Source organism: Microbulbifer celer (assembly GCF_020991125.1).
GTDB lineage: Bacteria > Pseudomonadota > Gammaproteobacteria > Pseudomonadales > Cellvibrionaceae > Microbulbifer > Microbulbifer celer.
Genome location: NZ_CP087715.1, coordinates 2104513 through 2120916 on the forward strand (window position 1 = coordinate 2104513; position 16404 = coordinate 2120916).

Sequence of the window (16404 nt, forward strand, 5' to 3'; positions counted from 1 at the left end):
TGCCACCTGGTCAACCGGTGGGCTCATATCCTGTTTTTGGGTCGACACGGCCTTTGGGCGCCGTATAGGACTTGCCGTAGGCGCTCAGCGGAACCGCCTTGAGTCCCTGTTGAAATTTATGCACGGCCTCGTAATCAGCCTTGCCATTGGTCTGCACTCGGCCTCCCAGCCAACCAGTGGTGGTGGGGCTATCGTAGCGGGTCACCCCCTCCGGCAATTCACCTTGCCAGCCGGGCCCCACAATAGCAAAAGTCTGCGCAGCGGTGCCGGTGGTGCGCTTACCGGGCACAGTGAACACATCGGTCCATTCATCGAGAAACGGCAGCAGGTAGTAGCGGCCGCCCGAGTCCGGCACTGTCACGATCAGAGGCTCGTCCGACACATCGAATTGCATCGAGCTGTAGAGTGTGTCTGCATTGGGGCTGGCGATGATGTCCATGCTGGCATCGGGAAAGCTCTTCGCATGAGCGATCTGGTTGATCGGAGCGAGGGGAAACTGCGGCTCCTCGACATTGGTCGATACCTCTCTGCTCACATGCATCAACACCAGTGGATAGGCATAGATGTAGGCATCCCGCGCAATTTCGCGCGTCTCCTGAGCGGAAACCGTCTCCGCGCTGTGGGCCGCGGGTAGCAGCAGTAGAGACAGAAAAAACGTTGTAACACGCAAAGTACTCATCGCTGGTGATACTCCTTATTCGCGGCTGGTTAACGGAGTGATTTTTTCAAGAGGCGGCAGACGCGGGCCCTCACGCAGGACTTCGGCTTTTGGCGAGTACATGCGCATCATTACCTGGAAGCGGCCTTCGGGCGCGGGTAGCCAATTGGACTCGCGTGCTTTCCCGGGGGATTCGTGCTGGATATAGATATCGAGAGAGCCATCTGGATTGAACTTCAGCTTGTCTCTGTCTCCAATCGCGAACCGGTTCAGCGGGTTGGGCACCTGAAAGCCGTCCATGTCGTACATGGTCAGAGACCAGAAGGCGTTTACCGCTGGTAATTGGCCTTTCTCAAAGTGCAGAACATAGCGGTGTTTGCCACTGGTGGGATCGCCATCGGCATCGACAATGGCATTGGGGTAGATGGCATCCTCGGGGAGATTGGCGCCGAGGCCCGCCATCGCGACCAGGGCGCGCCGTCGATATGAAGTGCCGTAGGTGCCCATGCCTTCCACTAAGTAGTTCCAGCCATTCTGCACTTCTCCGATGGTGCCCTCGGCAACAGCCCGTTGCAGGTCGGCGATCGTCTCGCGGGCGGCGCTATTGATGGCGTCGGCCACCGCCGGAGACAGTTTGTCTGGATCGAATTCACCGTCCGGGCCCAGCCCCAGCCGCTGCATCTGAAACAGAATCGGGTAATCGTTGAAGTGCGCTGGATGTGTCTCGAGCAGTCGGGAGAAGCGTGTCAGCAGTTCCACGCCGCTCAAACTGTTGACCTGCTTCAGCGGGTCGGTGCGGTTGTCGATTTTCGGATTGGTGGGGAGCTTTTCTGGCGGCGAATAGTCCTGTCCCCAGCGACTCAACGGCGTGAGTCTGTAGGCATCCTGCAGTTTATGGACATTGACGTAGTCATCCGGGCCGTTGGTCTGCGTGCGACCCATAAGCCAGACGACGGGTGTGGGCGCCCGAATAAGGTCCACGCCCGTCGGCAGATCTCCATCCCAGTTGGGCCCCGCAATGGCAAAGTGCCCGACGCGATTGCCGGTCGTGCGCGTGCCGGGTACCGAGAACACGTCGGTCCACATGTCGAGCATGGGCATGAGGTAGTAGCGCTCACCGGTATCCGGCAACGAGAGGATCATCGGCTCCTCGCTGAGGTCCAGCCAGGCAAAAGAATAAAGGGTGTCGAAATTAAAGCGCACCACATCTCTGGAGTCAGCTTCCGGGTATTGACGAAAGTGCGCGAACTGATTGATCGGCGCCCTCATCGGCATCGTTTCCGCGTCCGCCACATTAGTCACCTGCCGCATGGTGATATCCATCAGCACGATCGGATAGGCATATAGATAGACATCCCGCGCGAGGGCTTTGGCTTCATCGGAGGAAATCGGCCGTCCGGGCTCCGCAACCGAAGCCAGCGATAGCGACAACAGAAGAAGTGTTGCGATCAGGCGCCATATCTTTGGGGTTGGTATCATCAGTGGTTTCCTCGCTCAGGACTCAACAGGTGCTTGCTAGCGAAACAGACTATCGAGAACACAATCGAGCAGTACCTCAGAATTGCAAGCTGAATGTAAGCATGAATGGATTTCCCTCCAGCCGCCGCTTGACCTCGAATTCCCGCATCCAGCGCGCCGAGACGGTGGCCTGTTTCTTGTCGAGCCAGCTCCAGCTATAGGTGACCAGTGGCCCCAATGACAATGCGCGGCCGCGGAATCCACCCAACCGGTCCACCAGTGGCCCGGTGTCATCCTCTATTTGCCGTATCCACCCCCCGGCCAAACCGTAACCAAATCCGTTGTTGCACCGTTTCACCAGCACAGAATCCAGTCGGAACACGGCGCCGTTATGGATATTCGTTTTCTTGTTTTCAGTGTAAAAATCCACGGCCGCAAGACTGCTCCATTCCAGAGTCCCGTTTTGCATCAACTGGGTGTAGCCTGCGGTCGGGGAGAAGGTCCAGGTGTTCAGCCCCGGATTGGCGAGCCGGCGGACATCGTAGTCACCGGTAGGGGCGTAGAGGTAGAGAGACAGCGACAGGTGGCGGGTTTCGCTGAAGTGACGCCCGGCAATCACCGGTGCAAAGTAGACATCGAACAGACCGCTCTGGCGGTCGCTATTGCTGGTGGTAAAAGGGGCCAGAGTGGCCTCTGCCCTCGCCGTCACGTGAATAAAGGGCACGGTAACCATGGAGGCGAAATTCCATTTGCCGGGGCCGGTATCCCACACATAGCTACCAGTCAACGACATGATGTTCAGGGTGGCGTCCAGCCCCACTGCGAGTTCGCCGGCGATCGGCACTTCGCGCTGGCCCCGGATACTACCGCTGTAGCCGAGGTAAGTGAGCTGGAAACTGAACCCGGGTTCCGGGGGCACCAGACCTGCGTAAAAAGTGCCCTGCGCTCCAGTAGCGGCGCGCCCTAGGGCACCCTCGGTGGCAAAGGCGCGAGTGGGCAGCAATAACAGCAAGAGGAATAAATGTACGACAGCATTTCTTTGCATAAAAGAATCATTCGGGTGACCCTTTCACAACTGTAGATTCGCTCGAGATAATTTTCAGGCTCTTTCGGAAATATCCGGTTCCATTATGATCCCAGCCCGGTTAAACCAGGTTAGCCAGAAGCACCGGGAGAACCGTCGGGAGGATAGTCCAGGGTGTCGCGGTACTTGTGCCGGTATCCGGTGGTGAAATATGGGAATGGCAGCTGTTTGCCGCGGTCCAGACACCCACGCTGGGTGTAATTGACGATGGGCATCTTGCAGAAATCGGCATTGGGAATGGTAGTGAGCGCCTGATCCCCCCCCCGAATACGGGTCGAGCGCGTGCCGATGGACTCCACCGTGCCGATACGCTGGTAGTCCGGTCCGACGTCTTCGCCATAGCGGCAAAAGTCACCGATCCGAACCGGTTTATCGCCAAACAGATTAAGACTGCCGATGAAGTTCTCAATCAAGCTCTGGGCAGCCAGCTCCACCGCTACACCACCGACACCGAAGCCCGCAATCAGACTGAACAGGGGGCCCGAAGGCGGCGGGTGAGCACGAATATAATGGTGATGATTCCGGCTACACTCAGCGTGCGGGCCACAAAACGCAGCAAGTGTGCATTGAGATTTTCTCCATGCACTTTTTCCGACGACTCAATGTAGCTTTCTGCCAGCCACAGGGCCAGCAGCCACTTTCCCGAAGAGCATTTCCACATAACAACCTCGACAGAGTTATCCGCGCTGCGCTTTCAATCAAGAAAACTCAATCCAGAAACAAGAGTTGAGGTTGCAACAAGGGGTAGAGAGGTTGGGGCACTCAATTCCCGCCCCGCCCTGGTTTCAAGCGCTTTATTCGTCTTTAAAGATGGCGGTATTGGCCGCCCCACCACTGCTGCGGCTGCCACGATACATACCTTCGGTATTGAACGGCATGGCAATATTGCCGTCAGCGTCCAGAACAATAACGCCGCCGGTGCCGCCCACTGGCAACAGCACTTTATGGATGACCTCCTCCGCTGCCGCTGCCGCAGGCTGACCCTGGTACTGCACACGGGCGCAGATATCGGCGGCGACGTTGTAGCGGATGAAGTACTCACCATGGCCAGTGGCGGAGACCGCACAGCTGCGGTTATCCGCAAAGGTGCCGGCACCGATTACCGGGGAATCCCCGATCCGTCCGTAACGCTTGGCCGTCATGCCACCGGTAGACGTGCCCGCGGCCAAGTTGCCGTGCCTGTCCAAAGCCACCGCGCCTACCGTCCCCACCCGAGAGGAAATCGGCAGCGCCTCCACGGACGCCTTGTAGTCATTGTCCTGCTTGTTCTCACGATCGAGTTTTTCCCTGGCCTTGTCCAGCTGCTTGCGGCGTCGCTCAGTATCAAAGGTTTTATTGTCGACCATCCGCACACTGCGAGATTTGGCGAACTCTTCCGCACCTGCCCCGGACAGCATCACGAATGGGGAGTCTTCCATCACCATCCGCGCCAGGTTGATGGGGTTGGCAATCCGTTTGACACCGGCCACGGCCCCCGCCTCCCGGGTTCTGCCGTCCATGATGGAGGCATCGAGCTCGTGGGTGCCGTCATAGGTGTACACCGCGCCCTTGCCCGCGTTGAATAACGGCGAGTTCTCCATGACGTTGATCGCCGCCACTACCGCGTCCAGGCTGTCACCGCCCTCGTCCAACACCGCATACCCGGCATTCAGCGCCTCTTCCAGCTTGTCTCGATAGGCCGTCTCCTGTTCCGGCGTTAAACTGGATTTTTCGATGGTGCCTGCGCCACCGTGAATAGCGATGGCAAATGGCAGCTGATCTTCAGCCGCGAGTGTATGAAAGCTGATCAATAGTAAGCCGGCGATCAGGCACAGTATTTTATTCATAGTTCTCTTCCTAGCTCGCTTCATGGTTCCTGCGGTTAATGGATTGGATGAATACAGGCACAAGAAAGCTGTCTTTGCTGACATAAAAGTAATTCACTCGCTCTCGCAGTGCCAGCAAGCATGCCAGAGTGCCGAGTTTTCTCACAGCGAATAAATTTTGCCACCCGTGCATCCAAATCCATTCGCCATACCGTCCTTTACCACGTTGGCACTCACTCGCCGCTGAACCGGTTCGCTCCGGCGCTCGCGGCGTAGCCACCCATCGGGTTCCGTGATTCTATCGACCCCGATAACAACAGGGACTGCCGCCACAGGCAGACAAAACAACTCAGGCAAGATGAGATCCATGAACAAGAAATGGTTGAAAACCGCCGCGCCGTTGCTGGTGCTGGCACTGGGCTTTGGGGCCGTTAAATTTCTCGGTGCAGCCAAACCTGAACCGGAAAAAAAGGAAGAAGAAGCACAGCGCCTGGTATCACTGGCCTACACCGAGGCCCGCGAGGAAGCCGTTCATCTTGCCGTGAACACTCAGGGGGAAGTCCGCCCCCATACGGAAATCGATCTCACCCCGGAAGTGTCCGGCCGCATTGTCGCCATTTCCGACAGCTTCGCCGAAGGTGCAGGCTTCGAGCCCGGAGAAACGTTGATCCAGTTGGACGATGCCAACTACAAGCTGGCAGTGGCCCGCGCGGAAGCCGGCGTTGCGCAGGCGGAAGTCCTGTTGCTGCAAGCCAAAGCGGCAGCCTCCATCAAGCGCCAGCAGTGGCTGAAGTTGAACCCCAACAAAGAACCCACCCCACTGCAGGTCAACCTGCCGCAGGTATTGGAAGCAGAAGCCAACCTGCGTTCCGCACAGGCGGAACTGGCAGATGCCCAGCGCAACCTCGCCCGCACCAAAATCAAGCTGCCGTTCCGCGGCCGCGTGATTAACCGCGAAGTGGGAATCGGCCAGTACGTTACCGCCAGCACCGCGCTGGGCCGGGTATTCGCCACCGACCGTGTAGAGATCCGGCTGCCACTGACAGACTCCCAACTACAGGAACTCGACCTCCCCATGGGCTTTGTCGCCAGCGATAAAGCGCCGGGACCGCAGGTTGCCCTCTCCGCTCTGGTCGGCTCCGAACAACACCAGTGGCACGGACGCATTGTGCGCACTCAGGCTGCAGTGGATCAACAGACCCGCCTGATCTATGCCGTGGCCGAGGTCAATGACCCCTACGGTGCAGGGGCCAGCAATGGCGTACCACTCGCTGTAGGCCTATTCGTGACCGCGGAAGCCGAAGGCACCAGGGAACGTCACGCCGTGGTCGTACCGCGTACGGCACTGCGCAGTGCCGACAAAGTGTATGTGGTTGATGAAGACGACCGCCTGGATATTCGCACCGTCGAAACCCTGTCTACTTCGGAAAATCGCGTTGTCGTAGCCTCCGGTATCCGCAATGGCGAACGCGTGGTGACATCTGCGGTTGCCAATGCCGTAGACGGTATGCAAGTTCAGCCCATTACCCAGCTGGCCCGCAAGTAACGGAGTGCGCACATGAACAGTTTGATCGCCTGGTGGGCGCGCAACAGCGTCGCCGCCAACCTCGCCATGATCGGCATCTTTGTTGCCGGGATCATCGGCTTCGCCAGCATGGAACGGGAAATGGATCCGCAGGTGCGCTTTCCCGGCCTCGCCATCAATGTCTCCTGGCCCGGCGCCTCGCCCCAGGATGTAGAAGAACAGATCGTCGCCCGCATCGAAGAGGCCGTCAGTGATCTGGACAATATCGACTGGGTCCGCTCATCTTCCTCTGAAGGTCACGGCGAGGTTTACATTCTGGCGGAAACCACCGTGGATTTCTCACGCTTCATGAACGACGTGAAAATCCGTGTCGACGGCATTTCCTCCTTTCCCCGGGATATCGAACCGCCACAGGTCCATCAGTGGGTCAACCGGCAGGAATTTATGCGGGTTGCGGTACACGGCGACCTGGGCGAACGCGAACTGAAGCGACTGGCAGAAGAGTTACGCCGCGAAGCCGCCACCCTGCCCGCGGTCTCTATCGTGGAACTGTTTGGTACCCGCATGGAGGAAGTCTCCGTCGAGGTCAGCGAAGTGGCGCTGCACCGTTACGACCTGACTTTTCAGGAGGTGGCGGACGCCATCCGCAACAGCTCCATCAATCAGTCTGCTGGCACGGTGCGCACCGAGGTGGGTGCCTACCAATTGAAAGTGCGCAATCAGGCGGATTCCGAGCAGGAGTTTGCCGACATCATCGTGCGCCAGACCGCCGATGGCGGCACCATTCGCGTGGGCGATGTGGCCACGGTGGTCGACGGCTTCGAAGACAATGAGATCCTGGCCACACTGAATGGCGAACCCGCGGTACTGCTGCAGGTGATGAGCACCGAGACCATGGATATCATCACTGCCTCCAATTCCATCAACCAGTGGATCGAAGAGCGCAGTAAAACCCTGCCCGCCGGTGCCAAACTCACCCTGTGGACGGACAACGCCGAAGATTTCAAAGGCCGACTGGATACCATTGGCAGCTCCGCTTTTCAGGGTTTGTTACTGGTATTGCTGGTACTGGTATTCAGCCTGCGCCCCAAGGTGGCATTCTGGGTTGCCATTGGCATTGCCACCGCCTACGCCGGTGCCTTTGTGTTGCTACCGAGTGTCGGCGTCTCCCTGAATATGCTATCCACATTCGCCTTTCTGCTGGTGCTGGGTATCGTGGTGGACGATGCGATTGTGGTGGGTGAAAGCATTCATACAGAATCCCACAACCCGGAACACCAGCACCCCGGTGGCGGCCTGAGTGCCGCGGTACTGGGCACCCAGCTGGTGGCCAAGCCCGTGGTATTTGCGGTAGTCACCACCATCTTTGCCTTCCTGCCGTGGATTTTTATCAGCGGTTCCACCAGCGAGTTCACCCGCCACATTACCTGGGTCGTCATTCTCGCACTGCTGTTCTCCCTGATTGAATCCCTGCTGATTCTGCCCGCGCACCTCAGCAACCTGAAGCCCCGAACAAAGCTCGGTCGCTTCGGGCGCATCCAGAAAGGGATTGCGGATAAGATTGTGTACTTCGCGCAGAATCACTATCGCCGCATTGGACAGTGGGCGGTTGATCGCCGCTACCTGACTGCGAGCATTTTCGTCGCGGTGCTGATGATCGGCTTCGGGCTGTTCAATAATGGCTGGGTCAAGAAAAGCTTCTCCCCGGAAATTGAATCCGACGAAGTCATCGTCAATGTAGTGATGCCCGAGGGCGCGCCCTACAGCCGCGCACTGGAAGTACTGGCACAACTGCAAGACGCGGAAAAGCGCCTGGAAGAGGAAGTCAATCAGCGCACTGACGGCAACGGAATATTGATCGAAAACTGGTATACCCGCTCCCGTCGCGACAGCGTGATGGCCATCGTCAAACTGGCACCACCGGAAGTCCGCGAGATGTCCGCCAAGGAAGCGGCGCTGCGCCTGCGCGAACTACTCGGGGATATTCCGGATGCGAAAGAAGTATCCGTACAGTACTCCTTCAATAACAGCGGCCCCGGGTTCGAGCTCTCCATTCGCCACCCGGATCTGGATGTACTGCGCGAAGCGACTGCCGACCTGGAAGAGCAGCTGCGCAGCTATGAGAGCCTGTACGATATACGCAACAATCTCGAAGGCGCCTCGGAAGAAATTCGCATCGAGCTGAAACCCGGCGCCACCAAACTCGGCCTGACCCTGGCAGACGTCAACCGCCAGGTGCGCCAGGCCTACTTCGGCGAAGAAGTGCAGCGCCTCCCGCGGGCCGGACAGGACGTGAAAGTGATGGTCCGCTACCCGCTGGAATCCCGCCGCTCGATCGAGAGCCTGAAAGATTTCCGTGTGCGCACCAGCGACGGTCGCGAGTTACCACTACTGGCAGTCGCCGACCTGGAATACGCGCCAGGCATCAAACGCATCCAGCGCTGGAACGGCAACCGCGCGGCGCGGGTAATGGCGGACCTGAAAGACGATGTCCGCGGCGAGATCATGGAAGACCTGAACAAGAATTTCTTCCCGGAATGGGAGAAGCGCTACCCGGGCATCATTCGCGGCGCGGTTGGCCAGGCGGAAGGTGAAAAGCGGTTTCTTCAGGAAGTTCTCGGGCTCTACACCATGGCATTCTTCGCCATGTACAGCCTGCTGGCGATTGCCTTCCGCAGTTATTCCCAGCCGATCCTGATTCTGATCGCCATCCCCTTCGCCTTTGTGGGCGCCATCTTCGGGCACGGCATCATGAATATGACCATGGCGATTTTCAGTTACTTCGGTATCGCCGCCGCAGCGGGTGTGGTGGTCAACGACAACCTGGTACTGATGGATCACTGTAACCGACTGCGCGACAAAGGCATGGCGCCGTTGAAAGCCGTAGTCGAAGCCGGCGTGGCCCGTTTCCGCCCAATCCTGCTGACTACGATTACCACCATCGTAGGACTGATGCCGATGATGATGGAACGCAGTATCCAGGCCGCCTTCCTGCAGCCGATTGTGGTGGCGCTGGCGTTTGGGGTACTTGTTGCCTTCTTCGTCACCCTGTTACTGGTGCCGGCGTTGTACGGGATCGGGGTGGATATTGGTGCTGCGGCGGCACGCCTAAAGAAAGCACTATTCAGAACACGGAAGAGCGAGACCGGGCAGGTTGCGGTGGCCGACTAACTCGATTTCACTGCCCGACAAACGAAAGCCCCGGCATTTTGTGGCGGGGCTTGCTCGTAAGTACTTATCAGGCTTGAACCGCAGATGGAACAGAATGTTTTGACGGTATTTTCCGAGGAGTGATGGCCGGAGAGATGCTCTTCCCCTTTCAGCCACGTGGACTTGATGGTGGCCCGGGTTCCGAAGACCGCGCCGAGCCAACGACGGCACTTTGAGCAATGGCTATTGAAAGTGGGCCGGGCTCGCCGGTGATTTCGTAGAAGCGATCAGACAACTCAAGGCGCCCTACCTGGGCTCCTGCGACTGCAAGCGGGTGGTTGTCATCCGCGACTGTTTCGTGAACAACCCTGAGACTCAAACCGGTCGGCCAGGACCTTCGTGATTTGCTCCACCACTTCACCGATATGGCCGGCACCCTCCCAGGAGTAAATAGAAACCACCATGTCGGGCTCCCGGCCAAAAGACTCATTCAGCCGGACATTGTATTTGGCAGTCGCTCCGAGCGGCAGGAGCGAAAGACCCAGTCCCGCTTCGACGGCAACAAGCACGCTATTCAGACTACTGCCGGTAAAGGCGACATACCAACTCCGCCGCTCGCGCTCGATCCTCTCGAACATGGCTTCGCGGTAGAGGCCGCCAACCGGAAAGGCGACCAGCGGGATTGGGTCGGGCCAGTCCCCTGCGGTGTTCGCAGCTTCAAACCAGCCGACGGCCTCGGGAAAGGTCGCGCGATGATCGGCGCTGGCGGTGGGCTCCTTCACTACCACCACATCGAACTCACCGGCTCGAAAGCGTTTGCTGAGGTCGCGGCTTAACCCGGTTGTCACATCGAGCCGGACCTCGCGATGCTGCTCAGAGAAAGCCGCAAACTCCCTGCTCAACCTCGAAGTCACTATATCGTCCGGCAGCCCGATACGGATGGCAGAAGTCCCAACCGACTCTGAGAGCAGCGCCATCGCTTCCGATTCGAGTGAAAGAATCCGTCGTGCATGGCCGAGGAGTCGTTCGCCGGACGCAGTCGGCCTGACCGGTCGAGCCGCGCGCTCGATAAGCGTCCGGCCCACTGCCTGCTCGAGCCGACCGAGTTGCTGGCTGATGGTGGACTGCGTCATATGCAGCCGGCCGGCCGCGGCCGTGAAACTACCTGCATCGACGATGGTGACGAAAGCACGGAGAAGACGGGGATCGAGCATAAGGCCATTACAAAAATGGATACAAAGAATAAAGATATCTAATTTGTAAATGACTCTCCAGCGCGATATATCTGCCTGCACACCGATACAACCAGGGATTACTCGCAATGAGAAAGCTGCTCACCGCCGCCTTAGCCGTCCTCGCGGCCGTTTCACTCAACCCCCTCCAGGCCGCAGCCCGGAACCAGGCGGATGTCATCATCCGTCACGCCACCATCGTGGACGTCGAGCGTGCACAGCTGCTGCCCGACCAAGCCGTCGCCACCCTGGGCGACCGCATCGTTGCGGTGGGCAAGGACGCCGAAGTGGCCGGGAACTGGAGTAGCAAGCAGACGGTGGACGGCCGCAACCGCTACCTGATCCCCGGCCTGTGGGATATGCATGTACACTTCGGCGGCGGTGAGGCGCTTATCGAAGAGAACCGGGCGCTGTTGCCACTGTACGTGGCCCACGGCGTCACCACGGTCCGCGACGCCTCGGGCGATATTCCCCTGCCCGTGCTCGACTGGCGCAGGGAGATCGCCGAGGGCTCCCTGTTCGGCCCCACCCTGCTGAGTTCCGGCCCCAAGATCGAGGGCATGGATCCGGTCTGGAAGGGCACCATCGAAACCGGCTCGAAGGCCGACGTCGATAGAGCGATAGAGTATCTGCAGGCGCTCGACGTCGACTTCGTGAAGGTCACCGACAGCACCCTCAAACCGGAGCTCTTCCTGTACGCCCTGAGGCAGGCGCGGGGCGCGGGCCTGCGCACCTCCGGCCACATTCCCATGCAGCTCACCCTGGGCCAGGCCGTGGATGCGGGGCTCAGCTCCATCGAGCATCTGGGTTACGCCTACAACGCCGGCGCCAAGGATGAGGCCGAAATCGCCGCCGATTTCGCGGCCGGTCGCATCACCCGGGCAGAAGCGCGCGCGCGCCTGGACACCGGCTTCGACCGCGACACCGCCATGGCCGCCTATCAGAATCTCGCCGCAAAGGACGTATTCGTCACGCCGACCCTAAACGGCTCGCGGATAATCGCCTATCTCGACCATGACGATCACCGGGATGACGACTACCTCGCCTATATCGGTCCGGGACTGAGGGAAACCTACCAGTGGCGCGTCAAGCGTGCCGCCGGGGCCACGCCGGCACAGATCGAGCAGAGACACGCCCGCTATCAGCGCGTCGCCGCCGTCATTCCGATGCTTCAGGAGGCGGGTGTCACTATCATGGCCGGTACCGATGCGGGCTTCCTGAACTCGTTCAACTATCCGGGAATCGGCCTGCACGATGAGCTGGCGCTGTTTGTGGAACTGGGTCTGACGCCGGCGCAGGCACTGTCGGCCGCAACCCGCGCGGGACCGGCGTGGTTCGGCCTGTTGGATCGATATGGATCCATCGACGAGGGCAAAGCCGCCGACCTGGTGCTGCTGGAGCGCAATCCACTGGAGGATATCCGCGCGACCCGCGCCATTCATACCGTGCTTCTGCGCGGCGCCGTCCAGGACCGGTCTGCGCTGGATCGCATACTGGCCGACACGCGCACCAGGGTCGCCGCCTGGGATATAGACGCGGCCAAATAGGGGCGATCCGCCTCGTCCCTCAACCCATATGGAGAGATAACCAATGCGCAAAGTTTTCGGGATATATGCTTCGATCGTGCTATTCACAATCGCATACCCACTATTGGCATCGGGTCAGTCAGTGAACGAGAGCAAGCTGCGCGAGGCCGCCGGACGCGATGATGTAGCAGCTATTCAGGATATTCTCGCGAGGGGAGCAAACATCGACGCAAAGGACGGGCGCGGACGAACGGCGCTCCTGGTCGCGACGCACGCAAACAGGATCGACGCCGCCCGGGCATTGATTGATGCCGGAGCCGATGTCAATGCCCGGGACAGGATCAACGACAGCCCCTATCTTTACGCGGGTGCGCGCGGTCATCTCGAGATACTCAAGATGACGCTCGAGCATGGCGCTGACCTGAAAAGCACTAACCGCTACGGGGGCACCGCGCTTATCCCGGCCGCCGAACGCGGCCATGTCGAGACGGTCCGCACCCTGATCGAAGCGGGGGTCGATATCGACCACGTCAACAATCTCGGTTGGACCGCACTCCTGGAGGCCATCATCCTCGGCGACGGCGGCCCTGACCACCAAAAGATAGTCGATCTCCTCGTGCGGGCCGGGGCGGACGTTGATATTGCCGACCGCAAAGGCGTCACACCCCAACAACATGCACGCCAGCGTCGCCACCCAGAGATCGAGAGAATACTCCTGGCGGCAGCTACCGAAAAGGACACAAAACATGGCCAATGAACAGCGTTTTCTGCGCGAGGCGATCGACCTCGCACGTGCCAACGTCGATAGCGGCGGCCGCCCCTTCGGCGCAGTCGTCGTCAAAGATGGGCGTGTGCTGGCGACCGGAGTGAACGAAATTCACCGCGAGAACGATCCCACCGCCCACGCGGAGCTAAACGCGATACGGGCTGCGAGCGGAAAGCTGGCATCGCCAAATCTCACAGGCTGTACTGTCTTCGCCAGTGGCCACCCCTGCCCCATGTGCATGGCCGCCATGACCTTGGCTGGCGTCGGCGAAGTGGTATATGCCTATTCGAACGAGGACGGCGCGCCCTATGGACTTTCCACAAAAGCCATCTATGCGGAACTGGCAAAACCCTTCGCCGAGCAGTCCATGAAAATCCGCCATGTGCCGGTGCGCCCCGAATCGCGCACCGATCTCTACGCCCACTGGCACAAACAGCAGGGCGATCAGACAGACTAGCGGCGAATACCGTTGACGTTGAGCCGGCCGTTAAAGACCGATATTACTCACTCGCTGGTCTCCGGCGCTGCGCGCCTACGGCTCGAACGGGGCTCTCATCCAAATCCCCCTCACCGCCATATACGAAAAAGGGCCCGATGCTTTCGCATCGGACCCTTTCGTATATGGCGGTGAGGGAGGGATTCGAACCCTCGATACCTTGCGGTATACACACTTTCCAGGCGTGCTCCTTCAGCCACTCGGACACCTCACCAAATTGTCTGCGTTTAATACGGTATGTTTTTCGAGCTTACCGTCCGCACGCCTGCGGGCTCGTTGGCTTTTTTTGCCTTGCTAATCAGTGACATAGCGCCCCCGATCAGAGAGCGCGCACTTTACACAAAGCAGATCGGGGACGCAAGTGCATTCAGCGAAAAAGTGCGCCACCGATGCCGAAACAGGCTGTCTATTCGCCGGTCCAGTCGCGGAAGAAGTCCTCCACCGCCAGCGCCGGTGCGGCTTTGGGGGCTTTCTGGGGGGTGCCCATATAGATGAAACCGCTGATCTCTTCGTTTTCCGCAAGACCCAGACCGCGGGCGACTTCCCGGTTTTCTGCCAGAGCGCCGGTGCGCCAGTAGGCGCCGACACCTTCTGCAAAGGCGGCTGTCAGCATGGCCTGGACGGCTCCGGCAGTGGACATGCGCTGCTCGTTGAACGGCACCTTGGGATGTTCCTGCAGGCATGTGATGGCAACAATGACCAGCGGCGCACGCAGGGGCATATTGAGGGTGCGTTCGCGCTGCGCTTCCGAGAGGGGTGCTTCGGCTTCGCTGGCGCGCCGGTAGAGTTCGCCCAGGCGGTTGCGGGCCTCCCCTTCCACCACCAGGAACCGCCAGGGCCGCAGGTTTCCATGATCAGCGGCGCGCAGAGCGGCACGGAAGATTTGTTCTCGCTGACTGGCATCAGGCGCTGGATCAGTCAGCAGGCCTACGGATACCCGGTTGTGCAGTGCGGCCAGGGCTTCCATCTACTTCTCTCCATTGATTAGTCGGTCTTACCCTCTTACGGCTTACTTTTTGTGACCAGCCGGAGGTTCGGTTGCAGATTCTACCCCAGTGGCGGAGGAGCAGACGAGGTTTCAACCTGCACTTTCGTACTACATTATTCGCGGAAATTTAGACATTCGTCCCGATATAACGTCGATTTCCCCTGCGCGGGAGGGTAAACTTTCCGCCTGTCCGTGATGTATGCCGCGTTTATCAAGTCTCACGAAGGCTTTGCCGAAAGTTTTTGATGTGCCCGGCGGTAAAACTCCGGCATTCCCAGTTCTGAAACCGAGTTCGGATACCCGTTCAATCCATGCAGCACCAATCAGAAGAAGAAAAAAGCGGATATAAAATCGACACTCGCTACCCATTCTATTTCCGCGCCCTGATCTGCTTTGCCGCAGCGGGCACCCTGCTGAATGTCATCAGTTGGTCGTCGCTGATGACGCAGGACACCCTGCTGCAATTCGGGATGGTGCTGATCCTGCTCGCCTATATCCCCCTCGCCTACCAGATTACCCGCCGGAGCGTACCGGAAAACGAAAAACAGATTCGTCGCTGGCTGCCCTTTACCGATGCCCTGCTGATCGGTATGGCCATGGCGATGGCCAACTTCAGCCTACTGCCCTGCCTGCTGTTCCTGACCATGGTGCAGTTCAATGCCCTGACCCAGGGCGGCGGACGCTGTTGGCTTGAGCACAACACAGCCATGCTGATGGGCGTCGGCATCGGCTATCTGCTGCACCGCCCCGCCCTGGTGGTGAACGCGGACCTCAACATCAGCGCCGCGAGCCTGATCGGGGTATTCACTTACTTCTGTGCCTACGCCTTTTACACCCACAAGCAGATCGCACGGCTGAAGTCGGAAAACACCAGCCTGCAAAATGACCAGCGACTCGCCAACCTGGCCAGCTACAAGCTTTCCCGCTACCTGCCCAAGCGCCTGTGGCGTGCGGTAACGACCGGCAGGGAAAAAGAGATTGTCACCGAGCGCAAGCTGCTTACGGTATTCTTTTCAGACATCAAGGATTTCAGCCAGCTCACCGAGGAGATGGAGGCAGAAACCCTCACCCGCCTGCTCAACAGCTACCTGACAGAGATGTCGCGCATCGTGGCCCACTACGGCGGCACCATCGACAAGTTTATTGGCGATGCGGTCATGGTGGTGTTCGGGGACGACCAGAGCAAGGGCCCAAAATCGGACGCCCTGCGCTGTGTGGCCATGGCACTGGCGATGCGCAAACGGGTGCGGGAGATGAAGCAGGAATGGTACGACCAGGGCATCTCACACCCCCTGCAGATTCGCATGGGCATCAATACCGGCTACTGTACCGTAGGCGTATTCGGTACCGCGGATCACCAGACCTATACGGTCATGGGTACCCACGTGAACCTGGCAGCCCGACTGGAAAGTGCCGCAGAACCCGGCGAGGTTCTGATCAGCCACGAAACCTGGGCAATGATCAAACAGACGGTAATGTGCCGCGATAAAGGCCATGTAACCGTGAAAGGGTTCAGCACACCGGTGAAGGTTTACTCCGTGACCGATCTACGCAAAAACCTCGGTGGTCAGCAGAGCTACCTGGAAGAGCATGCACCAGGGTTCGCCATGCACCTGGATTTGGACAAGATTCGCAATTACGACAAGGAAAAGGTCTTGCAGTCACTGCAAAAAGCGGCAGCGAGCCTGAAGAGCAAAGTCATCATCTAAACCCCTG

13 protein-coding genes, 1 tRNA gene and 1 pseudogene are annotated in these 16404 nt (G+C 59.1%); 6 read left to right on the forward strand and 9 right to left on the reverse strand.

Annotated features, from left to right (window positions below):
* Positions 1-10: 10 nt before the first annotated feature.
* The 5 genes from LPW13_RS08840 to LPW13_RS08860 form a co-directional block, all read right to left on the reverse strand.
* Positions 11-679, reverse strand: coding sequence for a DUF1254 domain-containing protein (locus LPW13_RS08840; RefSeq protein ID WP_230439066.1), 669 nt, complete (start codon positions 677-679; stop codon positions 11-13).
* Positions 680-694: 15 nt separating this feature from the next.
* Positions 695-2137 (reverse strand): DUF1254 domain-containing protein, encoded by a 1443-nt coding sequence (locus LPW13_RS08845; protein WP_230439067.1) that lies wholly within the window; start codon positions 2135-2137, stop codon positions 695-697.
* A gap of 76 nt (positions 2138-2213) precedes the next feature.
* The gene (locus LPW13_RS08850) at positions 2214-3161 is read right to left on the reverse strand and encodes a SphA family protein (RefSeq protein ID WP_230439068.1); all 948 of its coding nucleotides are present in this window, start codon (positions 3159-3161) and stop codon (positions 2214-2216) included.
* Between the two features lie 110 nt (positions 3162-3271).
* Positions 3272-3634: a mechanosensitive ion channel family protein gene (locus LPW13_RS08855; RefSeq protein WP_230439069.1), complete on the reverse strand. Its 363-nt coding sequence runs from the start codon at positions 3632-3634 to the stop codon at positions 3272-3274.
* 360 nt (positions 3635-3994) lie between these two features.
* Positions 3995-5026 carry an isoaspartyl peptidase/L-asparaginase family protein gene (locus tag LPW13_RS08860; RefSeq protein WP_230439070.1) on the reverse strand — a complete coding sequence of 344 codons (1032 nt, stop codon included), beginning with the start codon at positions 5024-5026 and terminating at the stop codon, positions 3995-3997.
* Positions 5027-5372: 346 nt separating this feature from the next.
* On the opposite strand from LPW13_RS08860, the gene LPW13_RS08865 reads away from it, so the two are divergent.
* Positions 5373-6551: an efflux RND transporter periplasmic adaptor subunit gene (locus LPW13_RS08865; RefSeq protein WP_230439071.1), complete on the forward strand. Its 1179-nt coding sequence runs from the start codon at positions 5373-5375 to the stop codon at positions 6549-6551.
* A 12-nt stretch (positions 6552-6563) separates the two neighbouring features.
* Positions 6564-9701 carry an efflux RND transporter permease subunit gene (locus LPW13_RS08870; RefSeq protein WP_230439072.1) on the forward strand — a complete coding sequence of 1046 codons (3138 nt, stop codon included), beginning with the start codon at positions 6564-6566 and terminating at the stop codon, positions 9699-9701.
* On the opposite strand, the pseudogene LPW13_RS18245 reads toward LPW13_RS08870, so the two are convergent.
* Positions 9698-9922 (reverse strand): annotated as a pseudogene (locus LPW13_RS18245) (GFA family protein); the annotation flags it as partial. The gene LPW13_RS08870 and the pseudogene LPW13_RS18245 sit on opposite strands and share 4 nt — an antisense overlap.
* A 99-nt stretch (positions 9923-10021) precedes the next feature.
* Positions 10022-10894 carry a LysR family transcriptional regulator gene (locus LPW13_RS08875; protein ID WP_230439073.1) on the reverse strand — a complete coding sequence of 291 codons (873 nt, stop codon included), beginning with the start codon at positions 10892-10894 and terminating at the stop codon, positions 10022-10024.
* 107 nt (positions 10895-11001) lie between these two features.
* On the opposite strand from LPW13_RS08875, the gene LPW13_RS08880 reads away from it, so the two are divergent.
* From LPW13_RS08880 to LPW13_RS08890, 3 genes are all read left to right on the forward strand, one after another.
* A complete protein-coding gene (locus tag LPW13_RS08880; RefSeq protein ID WP_230439074.1) occupies positions 11002-12459 on the forward strand; it encodes an amidohydrolase family protein in 1458 nt (485 codons plus the stop codon).
* Between the two features lie 121 nt (positions 12460-12580).
* A complete protein-coding gene (locus LPW13_RS08885; RefSeq protein WP_230439075.1) occupies positions 12581-13195 on the forward strand; it encodes an ankyrin repeat domain-containing protein in 615 nt (204 codons plus the stop codon).
* Complete coding sequence (locus tag LPW13_RS08890; protein ID WP_230439076.1) at positions 13185-13661, forward strand: nucleoside deaminase; 477 nt, start codon at positions 13185-13187, stop codon at positions 13659-13661. Before LPW13_RS08885 ends, LPW13_RS08890 begins: the two co-directional genes overlap by 11 nt.
* A gap of 165 nt (positions 13662-13826) precedes the next feature.
* Here the strand turns inward: LPW13_RS08890 and LPW13_RS08895 are convergent.
* Positions 13827-13914, reverse strand: a tRNA-Ser gene (locus LPW13_RS08895).
* Positions 13915-14106: 192 nt separating this feature from the next.
* Entirely contained in the window at positions 14107-14667 is a 561-nt protein-coding gene (locus tag LPW13_RS08900) for a nitroreductase family protein (protein ID WP_230439077.1), read from the reverse strand.
* A 332-nt stretch (positions 14668-14999) separates the two neighbouring features.
* On the opposite strand from LPW13_RS08900, the gene LPW13_RS08905 reads away from it, so the two are divergent.
* Positions 15000-16397 (forward strand): adenylate/guanylate cyclase domain-containing protein, encoded by a 1398-nt coding sequence (locus LPW13_RS08905; RefSeq protein WP_230439078.1) that lies wholly within the window; start codon positions 15000-15002, stop codon positions 16395-16397.
* Positions 16398-16404 lie beyond the last annotated feature (7 nt).